Raw genomic sequence first — 21567 nt, 5'->3', positions numbered from 1 at the left:
GCTTGCTTTAGTAGTTTAATTCAAAGAATTATTAGCCATAATTTCGTCAATAAAACCGTAGTCAAGAGTTTCTTGAGCGCTCATCCAGTAATCACGTTCAGCATCTCTATGAATTTGTTCAACAGATTTACCAGAATTATCTGCAAGAATTTGCTCCAAAGTCTTACGGGTTTTAAGCAAGTGTTCAGCTGCAATAGCCATATCAGTCTGCTGAGTTCCGCCACCAGTTCCACCCATTGGCTGGTGAATCATATACTCTGCATTTGGAAGCATGAAACGTTTACCTTTAGCACCACTAGATGCAATGACAGTTCCCATTGATGCTGCCATTCCCATAACGATAGTTTGGACATCTGCCTTGATAAAGTTCATAGTATCAACGATTGCCAAACCAGCTGATACAGAACCTCCAGGAGTGTTTACATAAAGGTAAATATCTTTTGTACTATCTTGGGCATCCAAGAAAAGCAATTGGGCGATAACTGAGTTTGCCATATTGTCTTCGACTGGTCCAGTCAACATGATAATGCGGTCCTTAAGAAGACGTGAGTAGATGTCATACGAGCGTTCTCCACGACTTGTTTGTTCAATAACTACAGGAATCATTCATTTCTCCTTTTGATTTCTAATTTCTTTGTTATTAGGATTATTATATATCCTTGGTCAAAAAAGGTCAAATTTTTGCTCTATTCTAAAGACAGATACAAAAATTCAACCTCCTTTCAAAACTAAGACTAGGCTATAGTCTCAATATCACTTTAGAATCTTATTTTGTTCCGAACAAGCGGTCTCCAGCATCTCCAAGACCTGGAACGATGTAACCATGTTCGTTCAAGCGTTCATCCAAAGCTGCTGTAAAGATTTCTACATCAGGGTGTGCTGCTTGAAGTGCCTTCACACCTTCTGGAGCTGATACAAGGCAGACAAACTTGATGTTTGAAGCTCCACGTTTTTTGAGGGAGTCAACAGCCAAAATCGCTGATCCACCTGTTGCAAGCATAGGATCAACTACAAAAATTTGACGTTGGTCAATATCTTCAGGTAATTTTACCAAGTATTCTACTGGTTGAAGGGTTTCTTCGTCACGGTACATACCAATGTGACCAACTTTTGCTGCTGGAACCAAACTCAATAGTCCATCAACCATACCAATACCTGCACGCAAGATTGGGACAATCGCCAATTTTTTACCAGCCAACTGTTTTTGAACTGTTTTTGTGATCGGTGTTTCGATTTCTACATCTTCAAGTGGAAGATCACGAAGCACTTCATATCCCATCAACATTGCAATCTCGTCTACTAGTTCACGAAAAGCTTTTGTAGAAGTGTCAGTGCGACGCAAGATTGATAATTTGTGTTGAATCAGTGGATGATTAATAACTTCAAGTTTTCCCATTTTCTGAATTCCTTCTTTCAATTTATTCTTCTTATTATACCAAAAAATGGTTTAAAAATCTTTCTAAACCATTTATTTTTTTATAACTCTAGATCAAATCTGCTGCTTGAAGAGCTGCTTGAACTGTCTCAAGTGGCAAATGTGTTAATTCTGTCCCTTTTTCTTGATAAAGGTATTGGGCATAGTCGTCCATGCGGTATTGATTGATATAAACTACACGCTCACACCCTACTTGTAGTAGCTGTTTGGTACAGTTAAGGCATGGAAAATGAGTGACATAGGCTGTGAAACCTTTTGGAACGCCACGCTCTGACCCTTGTAAGATAGCATTCACTTCTGCATGAAGAGTGCGGACACAGTGGCCTTCAATCACCAGACAGTCATGATCTATACAATGCTCTGTTCCTGATACAGAACCATTATAGCCTGTTGAAATAACCTTGTTATCCTTGACTAAAACAGCCCCTACCTTGGCACGTTTACAGGTTGAGCGATTGGCAATCAATAGGGCTTGAGCAGCAAAATACTCATCCCAAGCTAGTCTTTTTTCTGTCATAGCATTTCTCCTCATGTTTTATTTTTTGAAAAATGGCAGGCGTAGATCTGCGATTTTTTCAGCAGGAACCTTCATCCCATCCTTGATCCATTTAAGCAAGACCGATACGATGGCCGAACTCCAAAATGAATGCAGGTAAGAGCTGACTCCTTTTGATTTTCCATAGTATTTTTCTAGAAATTCTTGCATGGCTTGCACAAAGATTTTTTCTAAGTGATAGTCTAGGGCAAGCTGAATAACCTTAGCTTCTTTCTTGGCTTCTCTAAAGAGGTGAACCCATACGAGATAGAGGTCTGTTTTAACATCGTAATGACTTAGTTGCTCCATGATATTATGGACGCTACGTTTAAAGACACTTTCTAAAATTTCTTCTTTGGATTCATAATTTCGATAAAAGGCTGCACGAGAAACGCCAGCACGCTTGACCAACTCAGAAATGCTAATCTTAGCCAACTCCTTTTTCTCCAAGAGTTGCAAAAGAGCTGTTTCAATCGCTTCTCTGGTTAGCAAATTAGATTCTTGATTTGATTTTCTAAGGTTTTCAAGCGATTTTTCAGATATTTTACGTTCAGACATAACAATTTCTTTCTACTTGTGACAACAGAGAGGTACTACTTTTGTTTCAAGGGCTTTCATGATATAATTGTAAAAAAAGACAGAACCTTTGTCAATGTATAAGTGATAAAGATGGAGAATTTCTATGACTTGGAAGATTGTAGCTGACTCTGGTTGTGATTATCGCCAGCTGGAAAACCTTGCTTTTGATACTGAATTTGTCAGTGTTCCCTTAAAGATTCAGGTAGCGGATCAAGTCTTTGTCGATGATGCCAATCTGGATATCGATAAGATGATGGAAACTATGTATGCGACTTCTGAAGCTTCAAAATCAGCCTGTCCTAGTCCTGATGATTACTTACGAGCATTCGAAGGTGCAAAACATATTTTTGTAGTGACTATCACTGGAACTCTCTCTGGTAGCCACAATAGTGCTCAATTAGCTAAGAATATCTATCTCGAAGAACACCCTGATACTCAGATTCATGTCATCGATAGCTTATCAGCTGGTGGGGAAGTTGACTTAATCGTCGAAAAGATCAATGATTTGATCAACCAAGGACTTTCTTTTGAAGAAGTCGTTGAAGTGATTACTACTTACCAAGAAAAAACGAAGTTGTTGTTCGTTCTTGCTAAAGTGGATAACTTGGTTAAAAACGGTCGATTGAGTAAGCTTATTGGTACAGTTGTCGGGCTCCTCAATATTCGTATGGTTGGGAAAGCAAGCGAAACCGGAACCTTAGAACTCCTCCAAAAAGCTCGTGGCGCTAAAAAGTCTCTTCAGGCTGCTTATGAAGAGTTAATCAAAGCTGGCTACGCTGGTGGGCGTATCGTCATGGCTCACCGCAGCAATGAAAAATTCTGTCAACAGCTCTCAGAGCTCTTACGAGAAAAATACCCACAAGCTGACATTAGAATCATCCCAACTTCTGGGCTTTGCAGTTTTTATGCAGAAGAAGGCGGGCTCCTCATGGGATACGAAATCAACTAATAAATCTGACAAGAGATGTCTAATCATCTCTTGTTTTTTTATGGTACAATACTCTTATGAAACATTTTGATACTATTGTTATCGGAGGTGGCCCTGCTGGTATGATGGCTACGATTTCCAGTAGCTTTTACGGGCAGAAAACCCTTCTCATTGAAAAAAATCGGAAACTTGGAAAAAAATTAGCTGGAACTGGCGGTGGTCGTTGCAATGTAACCAACAACGGAACTCTAGACGATCTACTCGCTGGCATCCCTGGAAATGGACGCTTTCTTTATAGCGTCTTCTCCCAGTTTGATAACCATGATATCATCAACTTTTTCACGGAAAATGGAGTCAAACTCAAGGTAGAAGACCACGGACGTGTCTTCCCAGCCAGCGATAAATCGCGAACCATTATCGAAGCCTTGGAAAAGAAAATCATTGAACTAGGCGGGCAAATTGCTACTCAAACAGAGATTGTTTCTGTTAAAAAGATAGACGACCAGTTTGTCCTTAAGTCCGCAGACCAGACCTTTACTTGTGATAAACTCATCGTCACAACTGGTGGCAAATCCTATCCTTCTACTGGTTCAACTGGTTTTGGCCACGAGATTGCCCGTCATTTCAAACACACCATTACCGAGCTTGAGGCTGCTGAAAGTCCCTTATTGACAGATTTTCCTCATAAGGCCTTGCAGGGAATTTCCCTAGACAATGTGACTCTAAGCTATGGCAAGCACGTCATCACCCATGATCTGCTTTTTACCCACTTTGGTTTATCTGGTCCCGCTGCTCTGCGTATGTCAAGCTTTGTCAAGGGTGGCGAAATCCTATCTTTATATGTCTTGCCACAACTTTCTGAAGGCGACTTAATAAATTTTCTAGAAGAAAACCGTGAAAAATCCTTAAAAAATACCTTGAAATCTTTGTTGCCAGAACGCTTGGCAGAATTCTTTGTCCAAGGATACCCTGAAAAAGTTAAACAGCTAACTGAAAAAGAACGGGACCAACTTGTCCAGTCTATCAAGGCACTCAAAATCCCTGTGACAGGAAAAATGTCCTTGGCTAAATCCTTTGTGACCAAAGGTGGCGTTAGTCTCAAGGAAATCAATCCTAAAACGCTGGAAAGTAAACTAGTACCTGGTCTTCACTTTGCTGGCGAGGTACTAGATATCAATGCCCACACAGGTGGATTTAACATCACTTCTGCCCTCTGTACTGGCTGGGTGGCAGGCTCAAACTTAATCTATAAATGATTTAGTATCTAAGGATGTTAGATAAGAAAGGAACTACTTTGGAACATATTATCTTACTAAGGGGAATTACTCCTAATGGAAAAAATGCTATCCCTAAAATGTCTTATCTAGTAGATATCTTGATAGAGGCTGATTTTCAACACGTTCGAACCTATATTCAAAGTGGGAATATCATTCTTGAAAGTGACTTATCTCTGGAAGAAATACGAGAACAGGTTCACACTCTAATAAAGGAAAAAATTGGTTCTGATTTAAAAATGGTAATCAAGAACAAAAATGATTTTGCAAAAATTGTCCAAGAAAACCCATTTGAAAAACACTATCTTTTTGACCGAATACATGTGATCCTTTTTCAAAATGATATCCAAAGTCTACCATTAGAAAAATTGGATAGTGAATATGGTGAAGAAGAAATTTGTATCGGCAACCATTGTCTTTACCTCTATCTCCCCAGAACTGCAAAACGAAAAAAACTTAATACCAACTATCTTGAAAAGCTGTTCGGCGTTGATCTGACCATGCGAAAGTTAAACGTGATAGAAAAATTACTAACAAAATAGGAAAAATAATATGAGCAGAAGAGAATCAGTCGAATTTGTCAATATGTGCTTGATTAAAAATGGGGACAAGGTCCTAGTTCAAGACCGAGTTAGTCCTAACTGGCCTGGCATTACTTTTCCTGGTGGTCATGTTGAACGTGGCGAATCCTTTGTCGATGCTGTCATTCGCGAAGTGAAGGAAGAAACTAGTCTGACCATTTCTAAGCCTCAACTCTGTGGTATCAAAGATTGGTATGATGACGAGGACTTTCGTTATGTTGTCCTCTTTTACAAAACAGAACACTTTACTGGTGAGCTCCAATCTTCAGACGAAGGAAAAGTCTGGTGGGAGGCTTTTGAAAATCTATCTCATCTTAAACTGGCTACTGAGGATATGTCTGATATGCTTCGTGTTTTTCTTGAAGAAGATCTCAGTGAGTTCTTTTACTATAAGGATGGGGAAGACTGGTCTTACCAACTCAAATAACAGTAAATCGGCAGAGGTATCTCCGCCGATTTTTAGCTTGTCTAGTCTTCAAGCTAGGTCTGTGTCCTCCAATTAAAATTCTGTTACTGGCTTTTTCAGTTCTAGCTTGGTCTTTGAGTTTTATCGAGTTTGTGTGCCTACATAGTGGGCAATAACATCTGAAGTGTATTGAGCTGTTCCCTTTCCAAACTTATCAATGTTTTCCTTGAACTCTGGATTATAGACATAGCCTTGGCCGATATAACCGAAGACCTCGATAGAGCAGTCAAATCCATAAGTACGAATAGCTTGTAAGAGCTTGGCTGCTTCCTCTTGATTTTCAGATTCTGTTATCGGTAGACCAGCTTTGAGATTTTGAGCCAAGGCTTGAAAGACTTGATTAAAGGCTGATGTAACCTCATCCTCTCTGCCTTTTTGACGTTCAAGGGCTTGATCCATGACTTCTTGGCCATACTTGTCTACCGCCTCTTGGTGGTATTTTTGATTGTCTTGGTAGCTAAATCCAGTGAATTTTTCTTGAATGCTCATTTTTATTTCTCCTTTTTGTTCTTGAATGGTTTTTTGTAAGGTTGAAATTAAGGTATCCAGATGTTGCCTCTCCTGGGTTAAATAATCCAACTGTCTAGTTAAATGTGACAATATATCTGTCGTATCTTCCTTCAATAACTCTGCTATTTTTTCTAAAGAAAAGCCTAGATACTTGTAATAGAGGATAACCTGAAGTCGTTCTAAATCCTCTTGACTGTAAATTCGATAGCCATTTTCTGACTTTAACGGAACTAAGAGTCCTATCTTATCATAATGGTAGAGGGTCTTTACGGAGACACCTGAAAGTTGCGCAGCTTCTTTGATATGGTACATGATTTCCTCCTCACATTGATAGTATACACCCTTCCCTTAGGTCAGAGTCAAGCTTTATTTAGAAAATTTTTTTAACTTTTGAAAAAGGTATGAAAAACCGAAAATGGTTTTCTTGACAGGCTTCAGAAAACATGATAGGATAATCAAGTCTATCAATCAAATAAAAAGCTCAAAAGAGCAATTGAGAGAAGGCTATTTGATAATTCAAGTAGCCTTTTCTTATTTTAAAAATAGATTGGAGTTTTAACGATGTCTGAAAAATCGCAATGGGGCTCAAAACTGGGCTTCATCCTTGCATCTGCTGGTTCTGCTATTGGCCTTGGAGCTGTTTGGAAGTTCCCTTACATGACTGCTTCTAATGGTGGGGGAGGTTTCTTACTGGTCTTTCTTATCTCGACAATTTTAATTGGTTTCCCTCTTCTACTGGCTGAGTTTGCCCTTGGTCGAAGCGCTGGTGTATCAGCAATCAAAACCTTTGGTAAGCTTGGAAACAATCAAAAATATAACTTTATTGGTTGGATTGGTGCCTTTGCTCTTTTCATCCTTCTCTCATTTTATAGTGTCATTGGGGGTTGGATTCTGGTTTACCTTGGTATCGAATTTGGAAGATTGTTTCACCTAATCGGAAATGGAGATTATGCCCAGCAATTCTCTTCCATCATTTCTAATCCAGTTATTGCTTTAGGAGCCCAAGCAGCTTTTATCTTCTTGAACATTTTCATTGTTTCACACGGCGTTCAAAAAGGAATTGAAAGAGCTTCTAAGGTTATGATGCCCCTACTTTTTATCATCTTTATTGTTATTATCGGGCGCTCTCTTAGTTTGGCAAATGCTATGGAAGGTGTCCTATACTTCCTCAAACCTGACTTTTCAAAACTAACAAGTGCTGGACTTCTCTATGCACTGGGTCAATCTTTCTTTGCCCTATCCCTTGGAGTTACAGCCATGCTGACCTACGCTTCCTACCTAGACAAGAAGACCAATCTGATCCAATCAGGAATGTCTATCGTAGCCTTGAACATCTCAGTTTCTATCATGGCGGGACTTGCGATTTTCCCTGCTATGTCAGCCTTTAATATCCAATCTGAAGGTGGACCAAGTCTCCTCTTTATTGTTTTGCCGCAACTCTTTGACAATATGCCTTTTGGTACTATTTTCTATATTCTCTTTCTCTTGCTTTTCCTCTTTGCGACGATAACTTCTTCAGTCGTCATGCTTGAGATCAACGTTGGAAACATCACCAACCAAGACAATCGTAAGCGTGCTAAGTGGAGCATGATTTTAGGTGTATTGACTTTTGTCTTTGGTATCCCTTCGGCCCTATCCTATGGTGTGATGGCTGATGTCCATATCTTTGGAAAGACCTTCTTTGACGCCATGGATTTCTTGGTTTCCAACCTCCTCATGCCTTTCGGTGCTCTCTGCTTGTCTCTTTTTACAGGCTATATTTTCAAGAAAACACTGGCAATGGAGGAACTTCATCTTGATGAAACACCATGGAAAAAAGGACTTTTCCAAGTCTGGCTTTTCCTTCTTCGTTTCATCATTCCAATTATTATCATCGTGGTCTTTATCGCCCAATTTATGTAAATACAAAAAAAGGACTTGAGAATATCTCTCAAGTCTTTTCTTTTTATGGATGGCTAACAATCAATTCTAGACCTTGCCCTTCCAAGGTCCAAGCTTCAACATCACTTGGTAAGATAAAGTGACTACCTTTTTGAATTGGATAATCTTTTCCGTATACAGTCAGTTTCCCTTGACCTGCCAAGACACTCAACAAGCTATAGTCAGCTGTCTTTTCAAAGTCAACTTTTCCTGTGATTTCCCACTTGTAGACAGCAAAGAAATCATTGGAGACAAGTATAGTTGAACGCAAATCATCTGCTTTGACAGTCACAGGACGACTATTTGCAGGCTCACCAATATTCAAAACATCGATTGATTTTTCGAGGTGAAGTTCACGCAAGTTGCCATTATCATCCTTACGGTCAAAGTCATAAACCCGGTAGGTGGTATCACTAGACTGTTGCGTTTCAAGGATTAAGATACCTGCACCGATAGCATGCATGGTCCCACTTGGTACATAGAAGAAATCTCCAGCCTTAACAGGAACCTTTGTCAGCAAGGCATCCCAGTTTTTATCTTCAATTTGCTGACGGAGTTCTTCTTTTGACTTAGCATTGTGACCGTAAATAATCTCTGAACCTTCATCTGCAGCGATGATATACCAGCACTCTGTCTTTCCAAGTTCGCCTTCATGCTCTAGTCCATAAGCATCATCTGGGTGAACTTGAACACTGAGCCAGTCATTGGCATCAAGGATTTTGGTCAAGAGCGGAAATACAGGCTCAGGACGGTTGCCAAACAACTCACGGTGTTCTGCATACAAAGTAGCGAGGTCTGTTCCTTCATAGCGCCCATTGGCTACCTTAGACACTCCATTTGGATGAGCTGAGATTGCCCAATATTCTCCGATTTTTTCACTAGGAATGTCGTAACCAAACTCATCACGTAGTTTAGTCCCACCCCAGATTTTTTCTTGCATTACAGAATTTAAAAATAACGGTTCTGACATCTTGATCTCCTGTCTGATTTTTCTCCCTTCATTATAGCAAAAAAAGAGTTCCAGTTGAACTCTTTTTCATATCTTATAAAGTAGGGAGAAGATTTTATAAAAATAGTAACGATATGGATTTCATACTTTCGAAAAATCTACCAGAAACTATTAGTTCACAAGATTTGGAAGAATGAACACTATAAAGAAAGCTAGAGCAACCATCAGAAAAACAAGGAAATAAACTAAACATTTAGTCAGCCATGCATAACGACCTGGTTTTAAAGGTCTTTCTACATAGGAATGTTTTGGTTTCTTAGGATCATAATAAACAGTTACCTTTCCTCCAATTGGAAATCGTTCCATTAAAGGTGATTTTGTTAAAGAGATGAAACTGTTCCTATAAATCTTGTATCTTAAAACCTGAGGAATTTCCCCATCTTCAAAATTATCCATTTTGACATCAGATACGATTGAATCTAAGGGAGTACTGATTGTATTTGAAATCGCATATAGAAATTTCGGTCCTAAAACCTTGTATTGGTTCCCATCAACAGTGTACTCGACAACTGGCAGGCTAATTCCATTATAAAGAGCATAGGAATATCGGATAATAACTCCTTCCGTTCTTTCGGTACATCTCTTGGCATTTCTGTAATTACTAAAGATAAAAATGTCGAACATGAAATAGGTGAAGGCAGCAAAGCCTAACGACATTAAGCCAAATAATAGAAAGAAAGTTGTTGGCATCTTTTTTCTCCTTAAAATATCATGATGCATCTATTTTAACAGAAAATACATAAAAAGAAAAAGACCGGATTGCTCCGATCTTTTCAAGTTTCTCTCTATGAAAATCAAAGAATAAAATCTACAAAATTTACATTTGATTTTCGACGAGAGGAATTATTTAATTGCGCGTGATTGCAATCCTTCTTCTTCCAAGAAGAGGCGGAATGGTACGAGTTCTTCTGCTTCGTATTTTTCCTTGAAGGCTTTAATAGCTTCTTCTGAGTGTTGTTTTGGATCCAACTCAAGTACTTCTACTGGAAGTGGACGATGTGGAGTGATGTGAGCATCGATAACAACAGTTTTACCTTCTTTGTTCAATTTAACAGCTTCAGCAACAACTGCATCGATGTCTTCGATACGGTCTACTGTAAATCCAACAGCACCTTGAGCTTCAGCGATTTTCGCATAATCAGCGTTAGGGAAGTCACAACCAAACAAGTGTTTGTTTGTGTCTTCGTATTTGTCCTTGATGAAGGCATATTTACCATTTGAGAAGACAACGTTGATAACTGGAAGGTCGTATTGAACGTTTGTGATAACGTCTGGGTAGCACATGTTGAATGCACCGTCACCCATGATGTTCCATACTTGGCGATCTGGATTGTCTTTCTTAGCAGCGATACCACCAGGAAGGGCAATACCCATTGTCGCAAAGAGTGGAGATGTACGCCACATGTTCTTAGGTGTCATGTGAAGGTGACGAGTAGATGTTTGAGTAGTGTCACCTACGTCGATTGAGTAGATAGCGTCTTGATCAGCATGTTTGTTGATTGCATTGTAAACTTGATACAATTGCAATTCACCCTCAGTTTTACCTTCGAGTTTGTTCATGTAATCACGCCAGTTTTGGTTGTTCTTCACGTTTGCACGCCACCATGGAGTAGACTCAACTGGGTTTACTTTATCAAGGATAGCTTTAGCTGCTTGACCTGCATCACCAAGGATAGAAGCGTCAAGAGCGTGACGTTTACCAAGTTTGTAAGGGTCGATATCCACTTGGATGAATTTTTCAGTGTTTTTGAATGCTTCGTAAACTTCAGCAAATGGGAAGTTTGAACCAAGGAAAAGAACTGTGTCTGCTTCAAAGACCACTTCGTTGGCTGGCTTCCAACCAACACGGTAAGCAGAACCTGTCAAACCTTCGTAGTTCCATTCGAAAGCTTCAAAGTTTTTACCAGTTGTGATGATTGGTGCTTTGATTTTACGTGACAATTCAGTGATCACTTCACCAGCTTTAACACCACCGTAACCAGCGTAGATCACTGGGCGTTCAGCGTTGTTCAAAATTTCAACAGCTTTATCAATTTCAACTTCGTTCAAAGCAGGAGCGATGAATGAACGCTCGTATGAACCTGAACCGTAGTATGAGTTTTCGTCGATTTCTTGGAAACCAAAGTTTACTGGAATTTCAACGACAGCTGGACCTTTTTTAGAAACGGCAGCACGGCAAGCTTCGTCAATCACTTTTGGCAATTGCTCTGCGTAAGCTACACGTTTGTTGTAAACAGCGATACCATTGTACATTGGGTTTTGGTTAAGCTCTTGGAAGGCATCCATGTTCAATTCGTTAACTGGACGTGATCCAAGGATAGCAAGGAATGGAGTGTTATCCATAGCTGCATCGTAAACACCGTTGATCAAGTGAGTTGCACCAGGTCCACCTGAACCAACTGCAACACCGATAGATCCGCCAAATTTAGCTTGCATAACCGCTGCAAGAGCACCTGTTTCTTCGTGACGAACTTGCAAGAAACGGATATCTTTGTCTTCAGCCAAAGCGTCCATCAATGAGCTGAGTGTTCCTGATGGGATACCGTAGATAGTATCTACGCCCCATGTTTTCAATACGTTGAGCATTGCTGCAGATGCAGTAATTTTCCCTTGAGTCATAATGATAACTCTCCTTCAAAATAATTTCATATATTTACAAAAAACGCTTTTATATGTTATTTGAAAACGATTCAGTAAATTTACAATCCTAATTTATCACATTTGATTTTAGATTTCTAAGTATATGCTCAGAAACTTTCATTCTCTATTACAGTACAGTTTGGAAGCGTTTTGAAAATCTGTTTTAGAATAGAAAAAAGCGGTTAAGACCGCCTTTTTAATCGACTTTAGTAAAATTAAGCATGAGAGAGCTGATTAAAACAGATACTGAACTAAAGGCCATGGCCAATCCTGCAAGTTCTGGATTGAGTACCAAACCAAGACCAGAAAACACTCCTGCTGCAATCGGAATACCAATGAGGTTATAGATAGAAGCCCAGAAAAGATTGAGTAGAATACGATTAAAGGTCTTCTTACTCATATCAAAAGCACGTGCCAATCCTAGTAAATTGTTGGTTGTAAGGACAAGATCTGCTGATTCGATAGCAATATCTGTACCAGAGCCCATGGCAATTCCGACATCGGCTACACTGAGGGCCGGCGCATCATTGATACCATCTCCAACAAAGGCCAATTTGCCATTCTTTTGAAGCTTGTGAATTTCATGTGCCTTTTCCTCTGGCAAGACATTTGCGATTACTTCTTCGATTCCAATTTGCTCTGCAATCGCATGCGCTACTCCAGCATTATCTCCGGTAAGCATGACCGTTCTAAGACCACGTTTTTTCAATTTAGCAATAGCTTCTTTGGCATTTTCCTTAGGGACATCCTGCAAGGCAATTAAGCCTTTTAACTGACCATCCACGGATAGGAAGACAACTGTTTTTGCTTCTTTCTCAAGCAATTCAAATCGTTTTTGATAATCATGTGGAATAGCAAGATCATCTAAGAGTTTGGCATTCCCCAGCAAAACTTGTTTACCATTAATAATCCCAGTCACACCTTTTCCATGCAAGGCTTGGAAGTTTTCCACTGGGTAAAGGCTAATTCCTAGTTCAGATGCACGATTAACAATAGCTTGAGCTAGCGGGTGTTGAGATACATCTTCCAGTGAAGCAGCCAAACTTAGCACTTCTCTTTCATCACCAATAACATCTGTCACTACTGGCTTCCCTTCGGTCAAGGTTCCTGTCTTATCAAAAACAACCGTTTGGACTTTTTGGATTTCCTGTAAAACTGTACCATTTTTGAGAAGAATCCCCATCTTGGCACTTCGTCCTGTTCCAACCATGAGTGCTGTCGGTGTCGCAAGTCCTAGTGCACAAGGGCAGGCAATAATCAAAACAGCAACTCCGTAGAGAAGTGAAGTCACAAAGCTTTCCCCTAGGAAAACAAACCAGATCCAAAAAGTAAGAAGTCCTAAAATGACAACTGCTGGTACAAAAATCCCAGAAATCCTGTCTGTCAAATCTTGAATAGGAGCACGACTCGTTTGCGCTTTTTTCACAAAGTCCACAATCTGAGCCAACATAGTCTCAGAACCCACTTTTTCAGCTCTAAAGATGATCGTACCACTATTATTGATAGTTGAACCAATGACAGCATCTCCAACTGATTTATCGACTGGAATACTTTCCCCAGTTACCATTGACTCATCAATACTCGTTTCACCTTCTAAGACAATACCATCAACGGCAATTTTTTCACCTGGTCGAACGCGAATGAGATCCCCAACTTTGACTTGTTCTAGAGGTATTTGAACATAAACATCATCACGCAAAACCTCTGCTGTTTTTGCTTGTAGGTCTAATAATTTTTCGACTGCCTGCGAAGTATTTTTTCGCATTTTTTCCTCAAAAACTGCTCCCAAAAGAATGAAGAAGAGGATAAATGCAGCACTTTCAAAGTAAACGGGCAGACCAGTGAAGAGGGCAACTAAGCTATAGAAATAGGCCACTAGGGTTCCCAGAGCAACCAAGGTATCCATGTTGGAATTGTGCTTTTTAAAACTAGCCCAGGCGCTTCTGATATATGGAACTCCAGCTACCAGCATAATGGGTGTTGTGGCTAAAAAGGTGCCCCAACGCATGACTTGGTGACTAATTCCTCCTGTAGACATCCCAATCATGAGAATCACAAGAGGCACAGTAAAGATACTAGTAATCCAAAAACGTTGTAAAAGACTGAGAGATTTTTTAGTTTTTTCAACAACGGTGTAGGTTCCCTTTTGCATCTTCATCCCGCATGAAAATTCATGCTCCCCCAAGTCTTGAGGCGTAAAGCGAATGACTTTTTCCTCGTCTTGAGCGATTGGTTCTAGAATCCCTTCTTCTTCGAAGAGAATCTCCTTATAGCAGTTTGAAGGTGTCACACGATGAAAGGTAATCTCAGCAGGAATCCCTTTTTGTAGTTGAATGTGGGCTGGATGGTAGCCTTTGTCTGCCGTGATACGGATTTTTTGAACGCCATTTTCAAGGCTTGCTTTTACAATTTCAGTCATATCATTCTCCTATTCTACAATCATCTTACCGTGCATCATATTCATGCCACAAGAGAAACCATACTCACCTGCTTCTTCAGGAGTGATTTCAACTACATATTGGTCTCCCATAGGTAGGTCTGCATGCACACCAAAGTCTGGAAATACGATTTGATCCAAGCAAGGTGAAGGATCTTTTCGATCAAAAATAATACGAGCAGGTTGCGATTTTTTGAGGATAATAGTTCCTGGAGTGTATCCCCCCATGACTTCCACTCGAATTTCTTGATAGCCATTCTTTTGTTGAGCTCTCTTAGCATCTTCTTGCGGTTTTTTGAAAAACCAAAAGAGGATAAAAGCAATCATTCCTAGAACAATAATAGATACAAATAGATTTAACATAGCGTCTCCTTTACATACAATTACATTTTACTTCTGTTACAGCACTTGCTTTTTTCTTAGAAATGACTTCTTCCAAGCCTTTCAAGTCAGCTAGGGTAAAGTCACATTCTTCAATCAAATCGGCAAGTAACTGCTTCATCCTGCGAGAACAAAGCTTGTCTTTGATATCCTGAACCAATAAACCTCTACTGTCGTCTAGAGTTAAAAGGGCTGAATAGATAAATGACTTCCCCTGCTTTTCCCGAGTCAAACATTCTTTCTCCACCAAACGAGCCAAAAGAGTTTGAATGGTCGACTTGGACCAGTCGAACCGCTCCGCCAAAACCATGATCAAATCCGTACTGGTCTGCTCTCCTTGCATCCAAATAATCTTCATGACCTGCCATTCTGCATCTGAAATCTGCATAATCACACCTCCTAAATCTACATTTGTCGATTACAGTTATTAGTATATTCCAAAAATCTACATTTGTCAACTACAATTTTTATTATTTTTTCGAAAATAGAATTCTAATCCTGTAACGAGAGATTTGCAGTCAAATTTTACTATATAAACTATAAAAATATGCTATACTGAAGAAAAAAAGAAAACAACCACTAGGGGTGCGTGAAGCTGAGATTAACGACTGTTAGATCCCTTTGACTCAATCTAGGTAATTCTAGCTGATGGAAGTGGAAATGATAATGAGGACTAGCTGGTCTTCTATTGCTTTCCTCAAACAGACTAGCTTGTTCTTAAGAATACAAACTTCAGTTGGTTGGGAGGTTTTAGATGACTTATTTACCCGTTGCTCTAACCATTGCAGGGACTGACCCTAGTGGCGGTGCTGGCATTATGGCTGATTTAAAGTCATTCCAAGCTAGAGATGTCTATGGAATGGCCGTTGTCACCAGCCTTGTCGCTCAAAATACCAGAGGCGTTCAATTAATCGAGCACGTCTCCAACCAAATGCTGGAAGCTCAATTGGAGAGTGTCTTTTCGGATATCAAGCCTCAGGCTGTAAAAACTGGGATGTTGGCAACTACTGAGATCATGGAGATCATCCAACCCTACCTTAAAAAGCTAGACTGTCCCTATGTGCTTGACCCTGTTATGGTCGCTACAAGTGGGGACACCCTGATTGATTCCAGTGCCAGAGACTACCTAAAAACAAATCTGCTTCCCCTTGCAAGCATTATCACTCCCAATCTTCCTGAAGCAGAAGAGATTGTTGGTTTTTCGATTCATGATCCAGAAGACATGCAACGTGCCGGTCGCCTGATTATAAAAGAATTTGGTCCTCAGTCCGTTGTTATCAAAGGTGGCCATCTTGAAGGTGGTGCCAAGGATTTCCTTTTTACCAAGGAGGAGCAATTTGTCTGGGAAAGTCCAAGAATTCAAACTTGTCACACCCATGGTACTGGATGTACCTTTGCTGCTGTGATTACGGCTGAACTAGCCAAGGGCAGAAGTCTTTATCAGGCAGTTGATAAGGCCAAGGCCTTTATCACAAAAGCCATCCAAGACGCTCCTCAACTCGGACATGGTTCTGGCCCAGTCAACCATACAACTTTTAAAGATTAAGAAAAACTCTCTAGTTCCCGCTATAAGGAATTAGAGAGTTTTTGATTAGGAAACAATGTCATTTAGCTTTGTTAAAAAGGCTTGTGTTTTTGCCTCAATATCTTCTGCCTGCATCAAATCACGTACGACAGCTACTCCAGCTATACCCGTGCCGATAAGTTGATCAATATTCTCTGACGTCAAGCCTCCGATAGCAACTACTGGAATGGCGACCGTTTGGCAAATTATTTTCAAGGTTGAAATCAGGGTAATGGGTGCATTTTCTTTGGTCATAGTCGGGAAAATGGCTCCTGTTCCCAAGTAATCCGCACCCGATGTTTCTGCTTCGAGAGCTCTTTTAACTGTTTTAGCAGTGACACCGAGGATTTTTTCAGGACCCAAGACTTTGCGGGCAACCGAAACTGGTAGTTCATCGTCGCCGATATGCAGACCTGCTGCATCGACTGCAAGACAAACATCCAACCGATCATCGATAATTAAGGGTACTTGGTAGGCATCTGTTATTTCTTTGACTTGTTTTGCCAGTTGATAGTATTGATTGGTTGTGAGATTTTTTTCTCGTAGTTGGATGATGGTAACACCTGAACGGCAGGCCGTCTCAACTTTTTCAAGAAAATTTTCCAAGGAATCTTGGTAGCGATTGGTTACTAGATATAGTCTGAGTGCTTCTCTATTCATAAAAGTCTCCTTTGATGGCTTTTAGCCAGTTTTCATCTCTTTTTAGGAGAGAGAGTTGATTGAGAACTTGGTAACGAAAATCTTCCAATCCCATTCCTTGAACAAGAATTCTCTCAGCAGCGATATTGAGATAAGAGACCGCTAGGCAAGAAGCTTCAAAGGCCGTCTTTCCTTGGCTAAGAAAAACGGTTGTCAAGGCTCCCACCAGGTCTCCTGTCCCTGTTACCCAGTCTAATTCGTCACAGCCATTTCCCAATATTGCAACCTGGTTCTCCGAAACGATGAGGTCCTTGGGTCCAGTGACTAGGAACGACATACCAGGATAGGTCTGACACCAGTCTTTCAAAACTTGAAGCAAATCCTTAGTTTCTTGATCTTTAGCACTAGCATCAACTCCAACTCCGTGGTGCTTTAAACCAACAAGACTTCGGATTTCTGACATATTTCCTTTAAGGACCGTGGGCTTGTATTCTAAAAGATCTGTGACTAGAACCTTACGAATGAGGGATGCTGCTACGCCAACCGCATCTACTACCATTGGGAGACAAGCTTGGTTTGCATAAGTAGCTGCCATACGGATTGCTTTCTCCTTCTCAGCTGACAAATGCCCCAAATTGATGAAGAGAGCCTGGCTTTGCTTAGTAAAATCAAGAACCTCACGAGGATCATCTGCCATGACTGGTTTGCATCCCAGAGCCAAAATGCCATTAGCCAGCATCTCACAAGAAATCTCATTGGTAATACAGTGAATCAAGGAACTAGTTGCCAGAGGGAAAGGATTTGTCAATTTCTGCATCAGTCTAACCTTTCACCAAAGAAATATCCCTGCACTTTTTTAAAGAATTCCTGCTTGATCAAAAATTGAAAGGCGAGGAAAGCTATGGTTGTACCGATCAAGGTTGCTCCGAAAAATCGAGGGGTGTAGATAAACCAGCTGAGCTTGGCCGCAGATCCGGTAAAGAGAACCATGACAGGATAGGAAACAATGGAACCGATAATCCCTGTTCCCAAGATTTCTCCTAGGGCAGAATAGTGAAATTTTCGACCGTACTTATAAAAGAGACCTGCAAGGAGGGCTCCAAAAGTAGCTCCTGTTAGGGCCAAAGGGGGAATGCCTTGAGTAGACATACGGATAAAGGCTGTGACTGTAGCCATGACCAAAGCATAAACAGGTCCCATTAAGATCCCTGCAAGAATGTTGACCACACTAGACATCGGTGCCATCCCTTCAATTCGAAAGATGGGTGTAAGAACAACATCAAGGGCAATCATCATGGATAAAACGGTTAATTTGTGAACTTGAAGTTGGTGGTTTCTCATTTTCTATTTCTTCTCTTTTTCTAAGGACTGCAAATCACTCGTCCATGTTTGGTGTTGGTAAGCCATCTCCCAAAACTTGGCTTCCATGTGGACACTTCTGTGGAAGGCCTCTAGCATTTTTTGTTTGTCTGTCTCGTCGCTTTCTCGATAGAGCTGATTGACCAGCGCTTCTTCCTCTTTAACCTGCTGTTCTAATTCATCGGTGATATAGGTTTCAATCCACTGTTGATAAAGAGGATTCGGGGATGGTTTGCGATTAAGTGCCTTGCCCAAATCATGGTATAACCAAGGACATGGGAGCAAACTAGCAAAAGCAATGCCCAAGTTTGGCTCTGCAAACTGTCGATAAATATGAGTAATGTAATGATAACAGGTTGGAGCAATCGGTTGCTCATCCATTTCCTGGTCACTGATTCCTAATTCCTTGAAAAATTGTTGACGGATAAACAACTCACCATCCACTAGACTCTGAGCATTTTGTTTCAAGAGTCTTTTCATCTCTTGATTTGAAGTCTTATCAGCCAAGAGGTGATAGGCTTCCGAAAAAGACTTCAGATAGTAGGCATCCTGAATCAGGTAATAGCGGAAAATAGAAGGTTCTAACGTTCCCTCTTGTAACTGTAATACAAATGGGTGATGAAAGGAAGCCTGCCAAGCTTCCTTAGATAATTCCATCGCAATATCTGTAAATTCCATAATAACTCCTTTATAGAAATAGACTGGTTTGAAGCAATAAAAAGAAAAGCAGGTAGATTAATTTTGTTTTTTTAGGAATATAAAAAGTCCGATAGCTATTCTCCACCTGCGCATGTTCGTCATATCCGTGCGCAGACAGAGCTCTCAGGTAGAGATGACGCCATCTAAAGACCGTCATCAGAACCTTGCTGTAAATCAAGGGCGACCAAACATACAGTTTTTGACCACGCAGTAAGCAAGCTTCCTTGAGAGACTTGATTTCCTGCTGAATGAGGGGAAAGGCATTGAATACTACAATTAAGGCATAGGCCCAAGAACGCGACAGGCCCTTTTGAACCAAGTACAAGAGAAGCTCTTTTAAGGAAATAGAGAAAACAAAGACAAGGCCGATACAAACTGTAACGAAAGCCCTCGTTCCGAGCATGACTGCCTGCGAAGCATCACCATGTAACTGAACTGCCCAATAGTTGGCCAAAGATGGCAAAATTGCTAGCACAATCATCCAAGCCAACATTTTAAATCGACGGTGGTAGAGCATGAAGAGGATGCAAAATGCGGCTACAGAAAGATTAAGAGCAATCGAAGGAATGAAAGATGTTTCCAAGGATAAAATTAGCAAGAAGAGACTGATAACTGGTGTTTTGGTTGCTACTTTGACCATACTACCTCACCTCCCCTAGAGTATCATTGTTTAGAGATGGGAAAGGTTTGGTAATTGTCACTTCTTTCACATGACTGAAACCTTGACTAGTCATCTCAATCCAATAATCAACCACAGAGATTAAGGGATCTAAACGATGGCTAATAATCAAAAAACTTCTTCCCTGATTTCTATCCTCCAACATCCACTGACAAAAATAATGGCAAGCTCTATCATCCAAACCAGCAAATGGCTCATCTAGCAAAATCACAGACGCCTTGCTGGTCAAGATAGTCAATAGCTGAAGAATCTTTTGCTGGCCACCACTTAATTGATAGGGACTCTTATCAAGTGCCTGCTCCAAACTAAAATATCGTAAAGCTTGGAGAATCCGCTGATTTCTTTCCGAGTCTGGACTATCTAATTGCAGTTCCTCTCTCAGACTGACTCGGATAAATTGCTTCTCAGCTTCCTGAACAACACCCGTCAGATCACGATACAAACTCTTTTTCTTTTTGAGAATCGATCTCTTCCAAGTAATGCACCCCTTATACTTTTGAAATTGAAGAATAGACCGAAATAGGGTTGATTTCCCGACACCATTATCACCCAAGATACAGGAAATTCCTTGGTAGATAGTGAAATCCGCAATCGAAAAGAGAGGGCGATGATCTAGCTCACAAGTCACACGATTCATATGGAATAGTTCTGGACTAGAAGCAAATTCCTTTGAAGCAACCCGTGTCATTTCAGAGCAAGGGATTTGAAACACCTCCCTTAACTGGCCGTCTATTAGCTCCACCATATGGTCGATATAGGCTTCATAGTCTGTTAAATCATGGTCACACAGAATGACTGTCTTCCCATTAGAGACCAACTCTTTTAGAATCTCCAATATCTCGATTCTGCTCTTGCGGTCAATGGAAGCGAAGGGTTCATCCAAGAGATAGACCCTAGGATTCATAGCAAAAAGGACAGCCAGTGCAGCCTTTTGCTTTTCCCCACCTGATAGGTGATGAATGGGACGGTGCAAGATCGGCTCGCAACGACATTGCCGAACAACCTCAGCTATTTTAGAATCAATCTCTTGAACAGGATGGCCGATATTCTCCAAGGAAAAAATCAGCTCCTCAAACAAGTTCTCCATGGTAAATTGATGATTGGGATTTTGAAAGAGAATGCCAACCGTCTGGACACGTTCGACGATAGAAAGCTGACTGACCTCACTCCCATCTATCAGAACTTGACCACTATAGGGAAGAGAACTGACTTGAGCAATGACCTGAAAGAGACTGGATTTTCCTGAACCACTACTCCCAACTAACAAGGTAAAGGCTTGCTCATGAAAAGTAAAATCAATCGGTTCCGAAAAGATTGGGGATTGAATCCCTCTTAATTCCAGGCCCATCTATGCCTTTCCTCCAGCTGCAAACTGATGATAGAGTTTGACAATGGCACGAACCAAGATGGTACAGAAGAAAAAGACGGAAATAAAACGCACCACCAGCAAGGAAAGGACAAAAGGAAGGGAGAATGCATAGTAGCCTAATTTAAAGTATTCATAAACAAAGCTAAAAAGGGTAATCCCAATACTATTAGCAATTAGAGAGAGCCAACTATCATAGCGATTCTTGGTCGCAAGAAAGCCAAATTCACTTCCCAAACCTTGAACCAAGCCAGACAAAAGAGCGCCTAGACCGAATTGGCTACCATAAAGGACTTCAGCAAGCGCAGCGAGCACTTCTCCAATCGTTGCACTTCCGACTCTTGGAACAAAGATGGCCGCAATGGGCGCAGCCATACACCAGAGACCAAAGAGGATTTCATTGGCGAAGGCCTGCAAACCAAGAGGGGCCAAGATCAGGGTGAGGATATCAAACAGATAGCCCGAACCCACAAAAACGCCACCAAAAAAGATAGACAAGAAAGCAAGCAAGATAACATCTTTTAACTGCCATTTTTTTAACATAAAAAACTCCTTTTTTAAAGAAA

The 21567-nt window shown here is 40.6% G+C and carries 24 protein-coding genes and 1 riboswitch; of the genes, 6 read left to right on the top strand and 18 right to left on the bottom strand.

Translation table 11 applies throughout. From position 1 onward, the window contains the following. Positions 1-15: 15 nt before the first annotated feature. The 4 genes from clpP to ACESNQ_RS06785 form a co-directional block, all read right to left on the bottom strand. Positions 16-606, bottom strand: coding sequence for an ATP-dependent Clp protease proteolytic subunit ClpP (gene clpP, locus ACESNQ_RS06800; RefSeq protein ID WP_254733533.1), 591 nt, complete (start codon positions 604-606; stop codon positions 16-18). Between the two features lie 160 nt (positions 607-766). Beyond that, complete coding sequence (upp, locus tag ACESNQ_RS06795; protein ID WP_004252365.1) at positions 767-1396, bottom strand: uracil phosphoribosyltransferase; 630 nt, start codon at positions 1394-1396, stop codon at positions 767-769. Positions 1397-1484: 88 nt separating this feature from the next. Then, positions 1485-1952 carry a deoxycytidylate deaminase gene (locus ACESNQ_RS06790; protein ID WP_254724389.1) on the bottom strand — a complete coding sequence of 156 codons (468 nt, stop codon included), beginning with the start codon at positions 1950-1952 and terminating at the stop codon, positions 1485-1487. Between the two features lie 18 nt (positions 1953-1970). Continuing rightward, positions 1971-2528 (bottom strand): TetR/AcrR family transcriptional regulator, encoded by a 558-nt coding sequence (locus ACESNQ_RS06785; protein WP_070677977.1) that lies wholly within the window; start codon positions 2526-2528, stop codon positions 1971-1973. A 124-nt stretch (positions 2529-2652) separates the two neighbouring features. Between ACESNQ_RS06785 and ACESNQ_RS06780 the strand changes: the two genes are divergently transcribed. Genes ACESNQ_RS06780 through ACESNQ_RS06765 form a run of 4 tightly spaced genes read left to right on the top strand, consistent with a single transcriptional unit; the run spans position 2653 to position 5759 of the window. Then, entirely contained in the window at positions 2653-3498 is an 846-nt protein-coding gene (locus ACESNQ_RS06780) for a DegV family protein (protein ID WP_373075867.1), read from the top strand. A 56-nt stretch (positions 3499-3554) separates the two neighbouring features. Beyond that, entirely contained in the window at positions 3555-4733 is a 1179-nt protein-coding gene (gene aao, locus ACESNQ_RS06775) for an aminoacetone oxidase (protein WP_373075866.1), read from the top strand. A gap of 38 nt (positions 4734-4771) precedes the next feature. Next, entirely contained in the window at positions 4772-5293 is a 522-nt protein-coding gene (locus tag ACESNQ_RS06770) for a DUF1697 domain-containing protein (protein ID WP_373075925.1), read from the top strand. A 10-nt stretch (positions 5294-5303) separates the two neighbouring features. Further along, positions 5304-5759, top strand: a complete 456-nt coding sequence (locus ACESNQ_RS06765) for an 8-oxo-dGTP diphosphatase (protein WP_373075865.1) — start codon at positions 5304-5306, stop codon at positions 5757-5759. A gap of 120 nt (positions 5760-5879) precedes the next feature. On the opposite strand, the gene ACESNQ_RS06760 is transcribed toward ACESNQ_RS06765, so the two are convergent. Then, complete coding sequence (locus tag ACESNQ_RS06760; protein ID WP_373075864.1) at positions 5880-6620, bottom strand: MerR family transcriptional regulator; 741 nt, start codon at positions 6618-6620, stop codon at positions 5880-5882. Between the two features lie 249 nt (positions 6621-6869). Between ACESNQ_RS06760 and ACESNQ_RS06755 the strand changes: the two genes are divergently transcribed. Continuing rightward, positions 6870-8210: a sodium-dependent transporter gene (locus ACESNQ_RS06755; RefSeq protein ID WP_373075863.1), complete on the top strand. Its 1341-nt coding sequence runs from the start codon at positions 6870-6872 to the stop codon at positions 8208-8210. A 43-nt stretch (positions 8211-8253) separates the two neighbouring features. Here the strand turns inward: ACESNQ_RS06755 and manA are convergent, their stop codons facing one another. From manA to ACESNQ_RS06725, 6 genes are all read right to left on the bottom strand, one after another. Further along, complete coding sequence (gene manA, locus ACESNQ_RS06750; RefSeq protein WP_373075862.1) at positions 8254-9198, bottom strand: mannose-6-phosphate isomerase, class I; 945 nt, start codon at positions 9196-9198, stop codon at positions 8254-8256. Between the two features lie 150 nt (positions 9199-9348). Beyond that, positions 9349-9927 carry a DUF3592 domain-containing protein gene (locus tag ACESNQ_RS06745; RefSeq protein WP_004252350.1) on the bottom strand — a complete coding sequence of 193 codons (579 nt, stop codon included), beginning with the start codon at positions 9925-9927 and terminating at the stop codon, positions 9349-9351. 153 nt (positions 9928-10080) lie between these two features. Continuing rightward, complete coding sequence (gene spxB, locus ACESNQ_RS06740) at positions 10081-11856, bottom strand: pyruvate oxidase (protein ID WP_006148113.1); 1776 nt, start codon at positions 11854-11856, stop codon at positions 10081-10083. A gap of 217 nt (positions 11857-12073) precedes the next feature. Continuing rightward, entirely contained in the window at positions 12074-14296 is a 2223-nt protein-coding gene (locus ACESNQ_RS06735) for a heavy metal translocating P-type ATPase (protein WP_373075861.1), read from the bottom strand. A gap of 9 nt (positions 14297-14305) precedes the next feature. Further along, entirely contained in the window at positions 14306-14677 is a 372-nt protein-coding gene (locus tag ACESNQ_RS06730) for a cupredoxin domain-containing protein (RefSeq protein WP_049549376.1), read from the bottom strand. Between the two features lie 10 nt (positions 14678-14687). Next, positions 14688-15083 (bottom strand): CopY/TcrY family copper transport repressor, encoded by a 396-nt coding sequence (locus ACESNQ_RS06725; protein WP_368910260.1) that lies wholly within the window; start codon positions 15081-15083, stop codon positions 14688-14690. A 183-nt stretch (positions 15084-15266) separates the two neighbouring features. After that, a riboswitch (TPP riboswitch) is annotated at positions 15267-15365 on the top strand. Positions 15366-15449: 84 nt separating this feature from the next. Between ACESNQ_RS06725 and thiD the strand changes: the two genes are divergently transcribed. After that, on the top strand, positions 15450-16241 hold the full coding sequence (thiD, locus tag ACESNQ_RS06720; protein WP_373075860.1) for a bifunctional hydroxymethylpyrimidine kinase/phosphomethylpyrimidine kinase: 792 nt from the start codon (positions 15450-15452) through the stop codon (positions 16239-16241). Between the two features lie 45 nt (positions 16242-16286). On the opposite strand, the gene thiE is transcribed toward thiD, so the two are convergent. The 7 genes from thiE to ACESNQ_RS06685 are packed head-to-tail and all read right to left on the bottom strand — an operon-like array spanning position 16287 to position 21544. Beyond that, positions 16287-16919 (bottom strand): thiamine phosphate synthase, encoded by a 633-nt coding sequence (gene thiE / locus ACESNQ_RS06715; protein ID WP_373075859.1) that lies wholly within the window; start codon positions 16917-16919, stop codon positions 16287-16289. Further along, on the bottom strand, positions 16912-17715 hold the full coding sequence (gene thiM / locus ACESNQ_RS06710; RefSeq protein WP_373075858.1) for a hydroxyethylthiazole kinase: 804 nt from the start codon (positions 17713-17715) through the stop codon (positions 16912-16914). The genes thiE and thiM overlap by 8 nt, the downstream gene beginning before the upstream one ends. Further along, positions 17715-18239, bottom strand: a complete 525-nt coding sequence (gene thiW / locus ACESNQ_RS06705) for an energy coupling factor transporter S component ThiW (RefSeq protein ID WP_373075857.1) — start codon at positions 18237-18239, stop codon at positions 17715-17717. The genes thiM and thiW overlap by 1 nt, the downstream gene beginning before the upstream one ends. Before the next feature lie 3 nt (positions 18240-18242). Beyond that, positions 18243-18935: a thiaminase II gene (tenA, locus tag ACESNQ_RS06700; RefSeq protein WP_373075856.1), complete on the bottom strand. Its 693-nt coding sequence runs from the start codon at positions 18933-18935 to the stop codon at positions 18243-18245. A gap of 10 nt (positions 18936-18945) precedes the next feature. Further along, positions 18946-19596 carry an energy-coupling factor transporter transmembrane component T gene (locus tag ACESNQ_RS06695; RefSeq protein WP_373075855.1) on the bottom strand — a complete coding sequence of 217 codons (651 nt, stop codon included), beginning with the start codon at positions 19594-19596 and terminating at the stop codon, positions 18946-18948. Position 19597: 1 nt separating this feature from the next. Continuing rightward, positions 19598-20983 (bottom strand): ATP-binding cassette domain-containing protein, encoded by a 1386-nt coding sequence (locus ACESNQ_RS06690; protein ID WP_373075854.1) that lies wholly within the window; start codon positions 20981-20983, stop codon positions 19598-19600. After that, on the bottom strand, positions 20984-21544 hold the full coding sequence (locus ACESNQ_RS06685) for an ECF transporter S component (protein ID WP_216731793.1): 561 nt from the start codon (positions 21542-21544) through the stop codon (positions 20984-20986). Between the last annotated feature and the right edge of the window lie 23 nt (positions 21545-21567).

Source organism: Streptococcus infantis (assembly GCF_964243025.1).
Taxonomy (GTDB): Bacteria; Bacillota; Bacilli; order Lactobacillales; family Streptococcaceae; genus Streptococcus; species Streptococcus infantis_N.
This window is presented reverse-complemented; position numbering and strand designations above follow the sequence as displayed.

Coding starts and splice junctions, on each gene's coding strand:
- tenA (WP_373075856.1), bottom strand. CDS start 18,935: ATGGAATTTACAGATATTGCGATGGAATTATCTAAGGAAGCTTGGCAG.
- ACESNQ_RS06790 (WP_254724389.1), bottom strand. CDS start 1,952: ATGACAGAAAAAAGACTAGCTTGGGATGAGTATTTTGCTGCTCAAGCC.
- ACESNQ_RS06755 (WP_373075863.1), top strand. CDS start 6,870: ATGTCTGAAAAATCGCAATGGGGCTCAAAACTGGGCTTCATCCTTGCA.
- ACESNQ_RS06690 (WP_373075854.1), bottom strand. CDS start 20,983: ATGGGCCTGGAATTAAGAGGGATTCAATCCCCAATCTTTTCGGAACCG.
- ACESNQ_RS06760 (WP_373075864.1), bottom strand. CDS start 6,620: ATGTACCATATCAAAGAAGCTGCGCAACTTTCAGGTGTCTCCGTAAAG.
- upp (WP_004252365.1), bottom strand. CDS start 1,396: ATGGGAAAACTTGAAGTTATTAATCATCCACTGATTCAACACAAATTA.
- thiM (WP_373075858.1), bottom strand. CDS start 17,715: ATGCAGAAATTGACAAATCCTTTCCCTCTGGCAACTAGTTCCTTGATT.
- ACESNQ_RS06730 (WP_049549376.1), bottom strand. CDS start 14,677: ATGTTAAATCTATTTGTATCTATTATTGTTCTAGGAATGATTGCTTTT.
- aao (WP_373075866.1), top strand. CDS start 3,555: ATGAAACATTTTGATACTATTGTTATCGGAGGTGGCCCTGCTGGTATG.
- ACESNQ_RS06685 (WP_216731793.1), bottom strand. CDS start 21,544: ATGTTAAAAAAATGGCAGTTAAAAGATGTTATCTTGCTTGCTTTCTTG.
- ACESNQ_RS06735 (WP_373075861.1), bottom strand. CDS start 14,296: ATGACTGAAATTGTAAAAGCAAGCCTTGAAAATGGCGTTCAAAAAATC.
- manA (WP_373075862.1), bottom strand. CDS start 9,198: ATGTCAGAACCGTTATTTTTAAATTCTGTAATGCAAGAAAAAATCTGG.
- ACESNQ_RS06745 (WP_004252350.1), bottom strand. CDS start 9,927: ATGCCAACAACTTTCTTTCTATTATTTGGCTTAATGTCGTTAGGCTTT.
- ACESNQ_RS06725 (WP_368910260.1), bottom strand. CDS start 15,083: ATGCAGATTTCAGATGCAGAATGGCAGGTCATGAAGATTATTTGGATG.
- ACESNQ_RS06695 (WP_373075855.1), bottom strand. CDS start 19,596: ATGGTCAAAGTAGCAACCAAAACACCAGTTATCAGTCTCTTCTTGCTA.
- thiD (WP_373075860.1), top strand. CDS start 15,450: ATGACTTATTTACCCGTTGCTCTAACCATTGCAGGGACTGACCCTAGT.
- thiW (WP_373075857.1), bottom strand. CDS start 18,239: ATGAGAAACCACCAACTTCAAGTTCACAAATTAACCGTTTTATCCATG.
- ACESNQ_RS06785 (WP_070677977.1), bottom strand. CDS start 2,528: ATGTCTGAACGTAAAATATCTGAAAAATCGCTTGAAAACCTTAGAAAA.
- ACESNQ_RS06780 (WP_373075867.1), top strand. CDS start 2,653: ATGACTTGGAAGATTGTAGCTGACTCTGGTTGTGATTATCGCCAGCTG.
- ACESNQ_RS06765 (WP_373075865.1), top strand. CDS start 5,304: ATGAGCAGAAGAGAATCAGTCGAATTTGTCAATATGTGCTTGATTAAA.
- spxB (WP_006148113.1), bottom strand. CDS start 11,856: ATGACTCAAGGGAAAATTACTGCATCTGCAGCAATGCTCAACGTATTG.
- thiE (WP_373075859.1), bottom strand. CDS start 16,919: ATGAATAGAGAAGCACTCAGACTATATCTAGTAACCAATCGCTACCAA.
- clpP (WP_254733533.1), bottom strand. CDS start 606: ATGATTCCTGTAGTTATTGAACAAACAAGTCGTGGAGAACGCTCGTAT.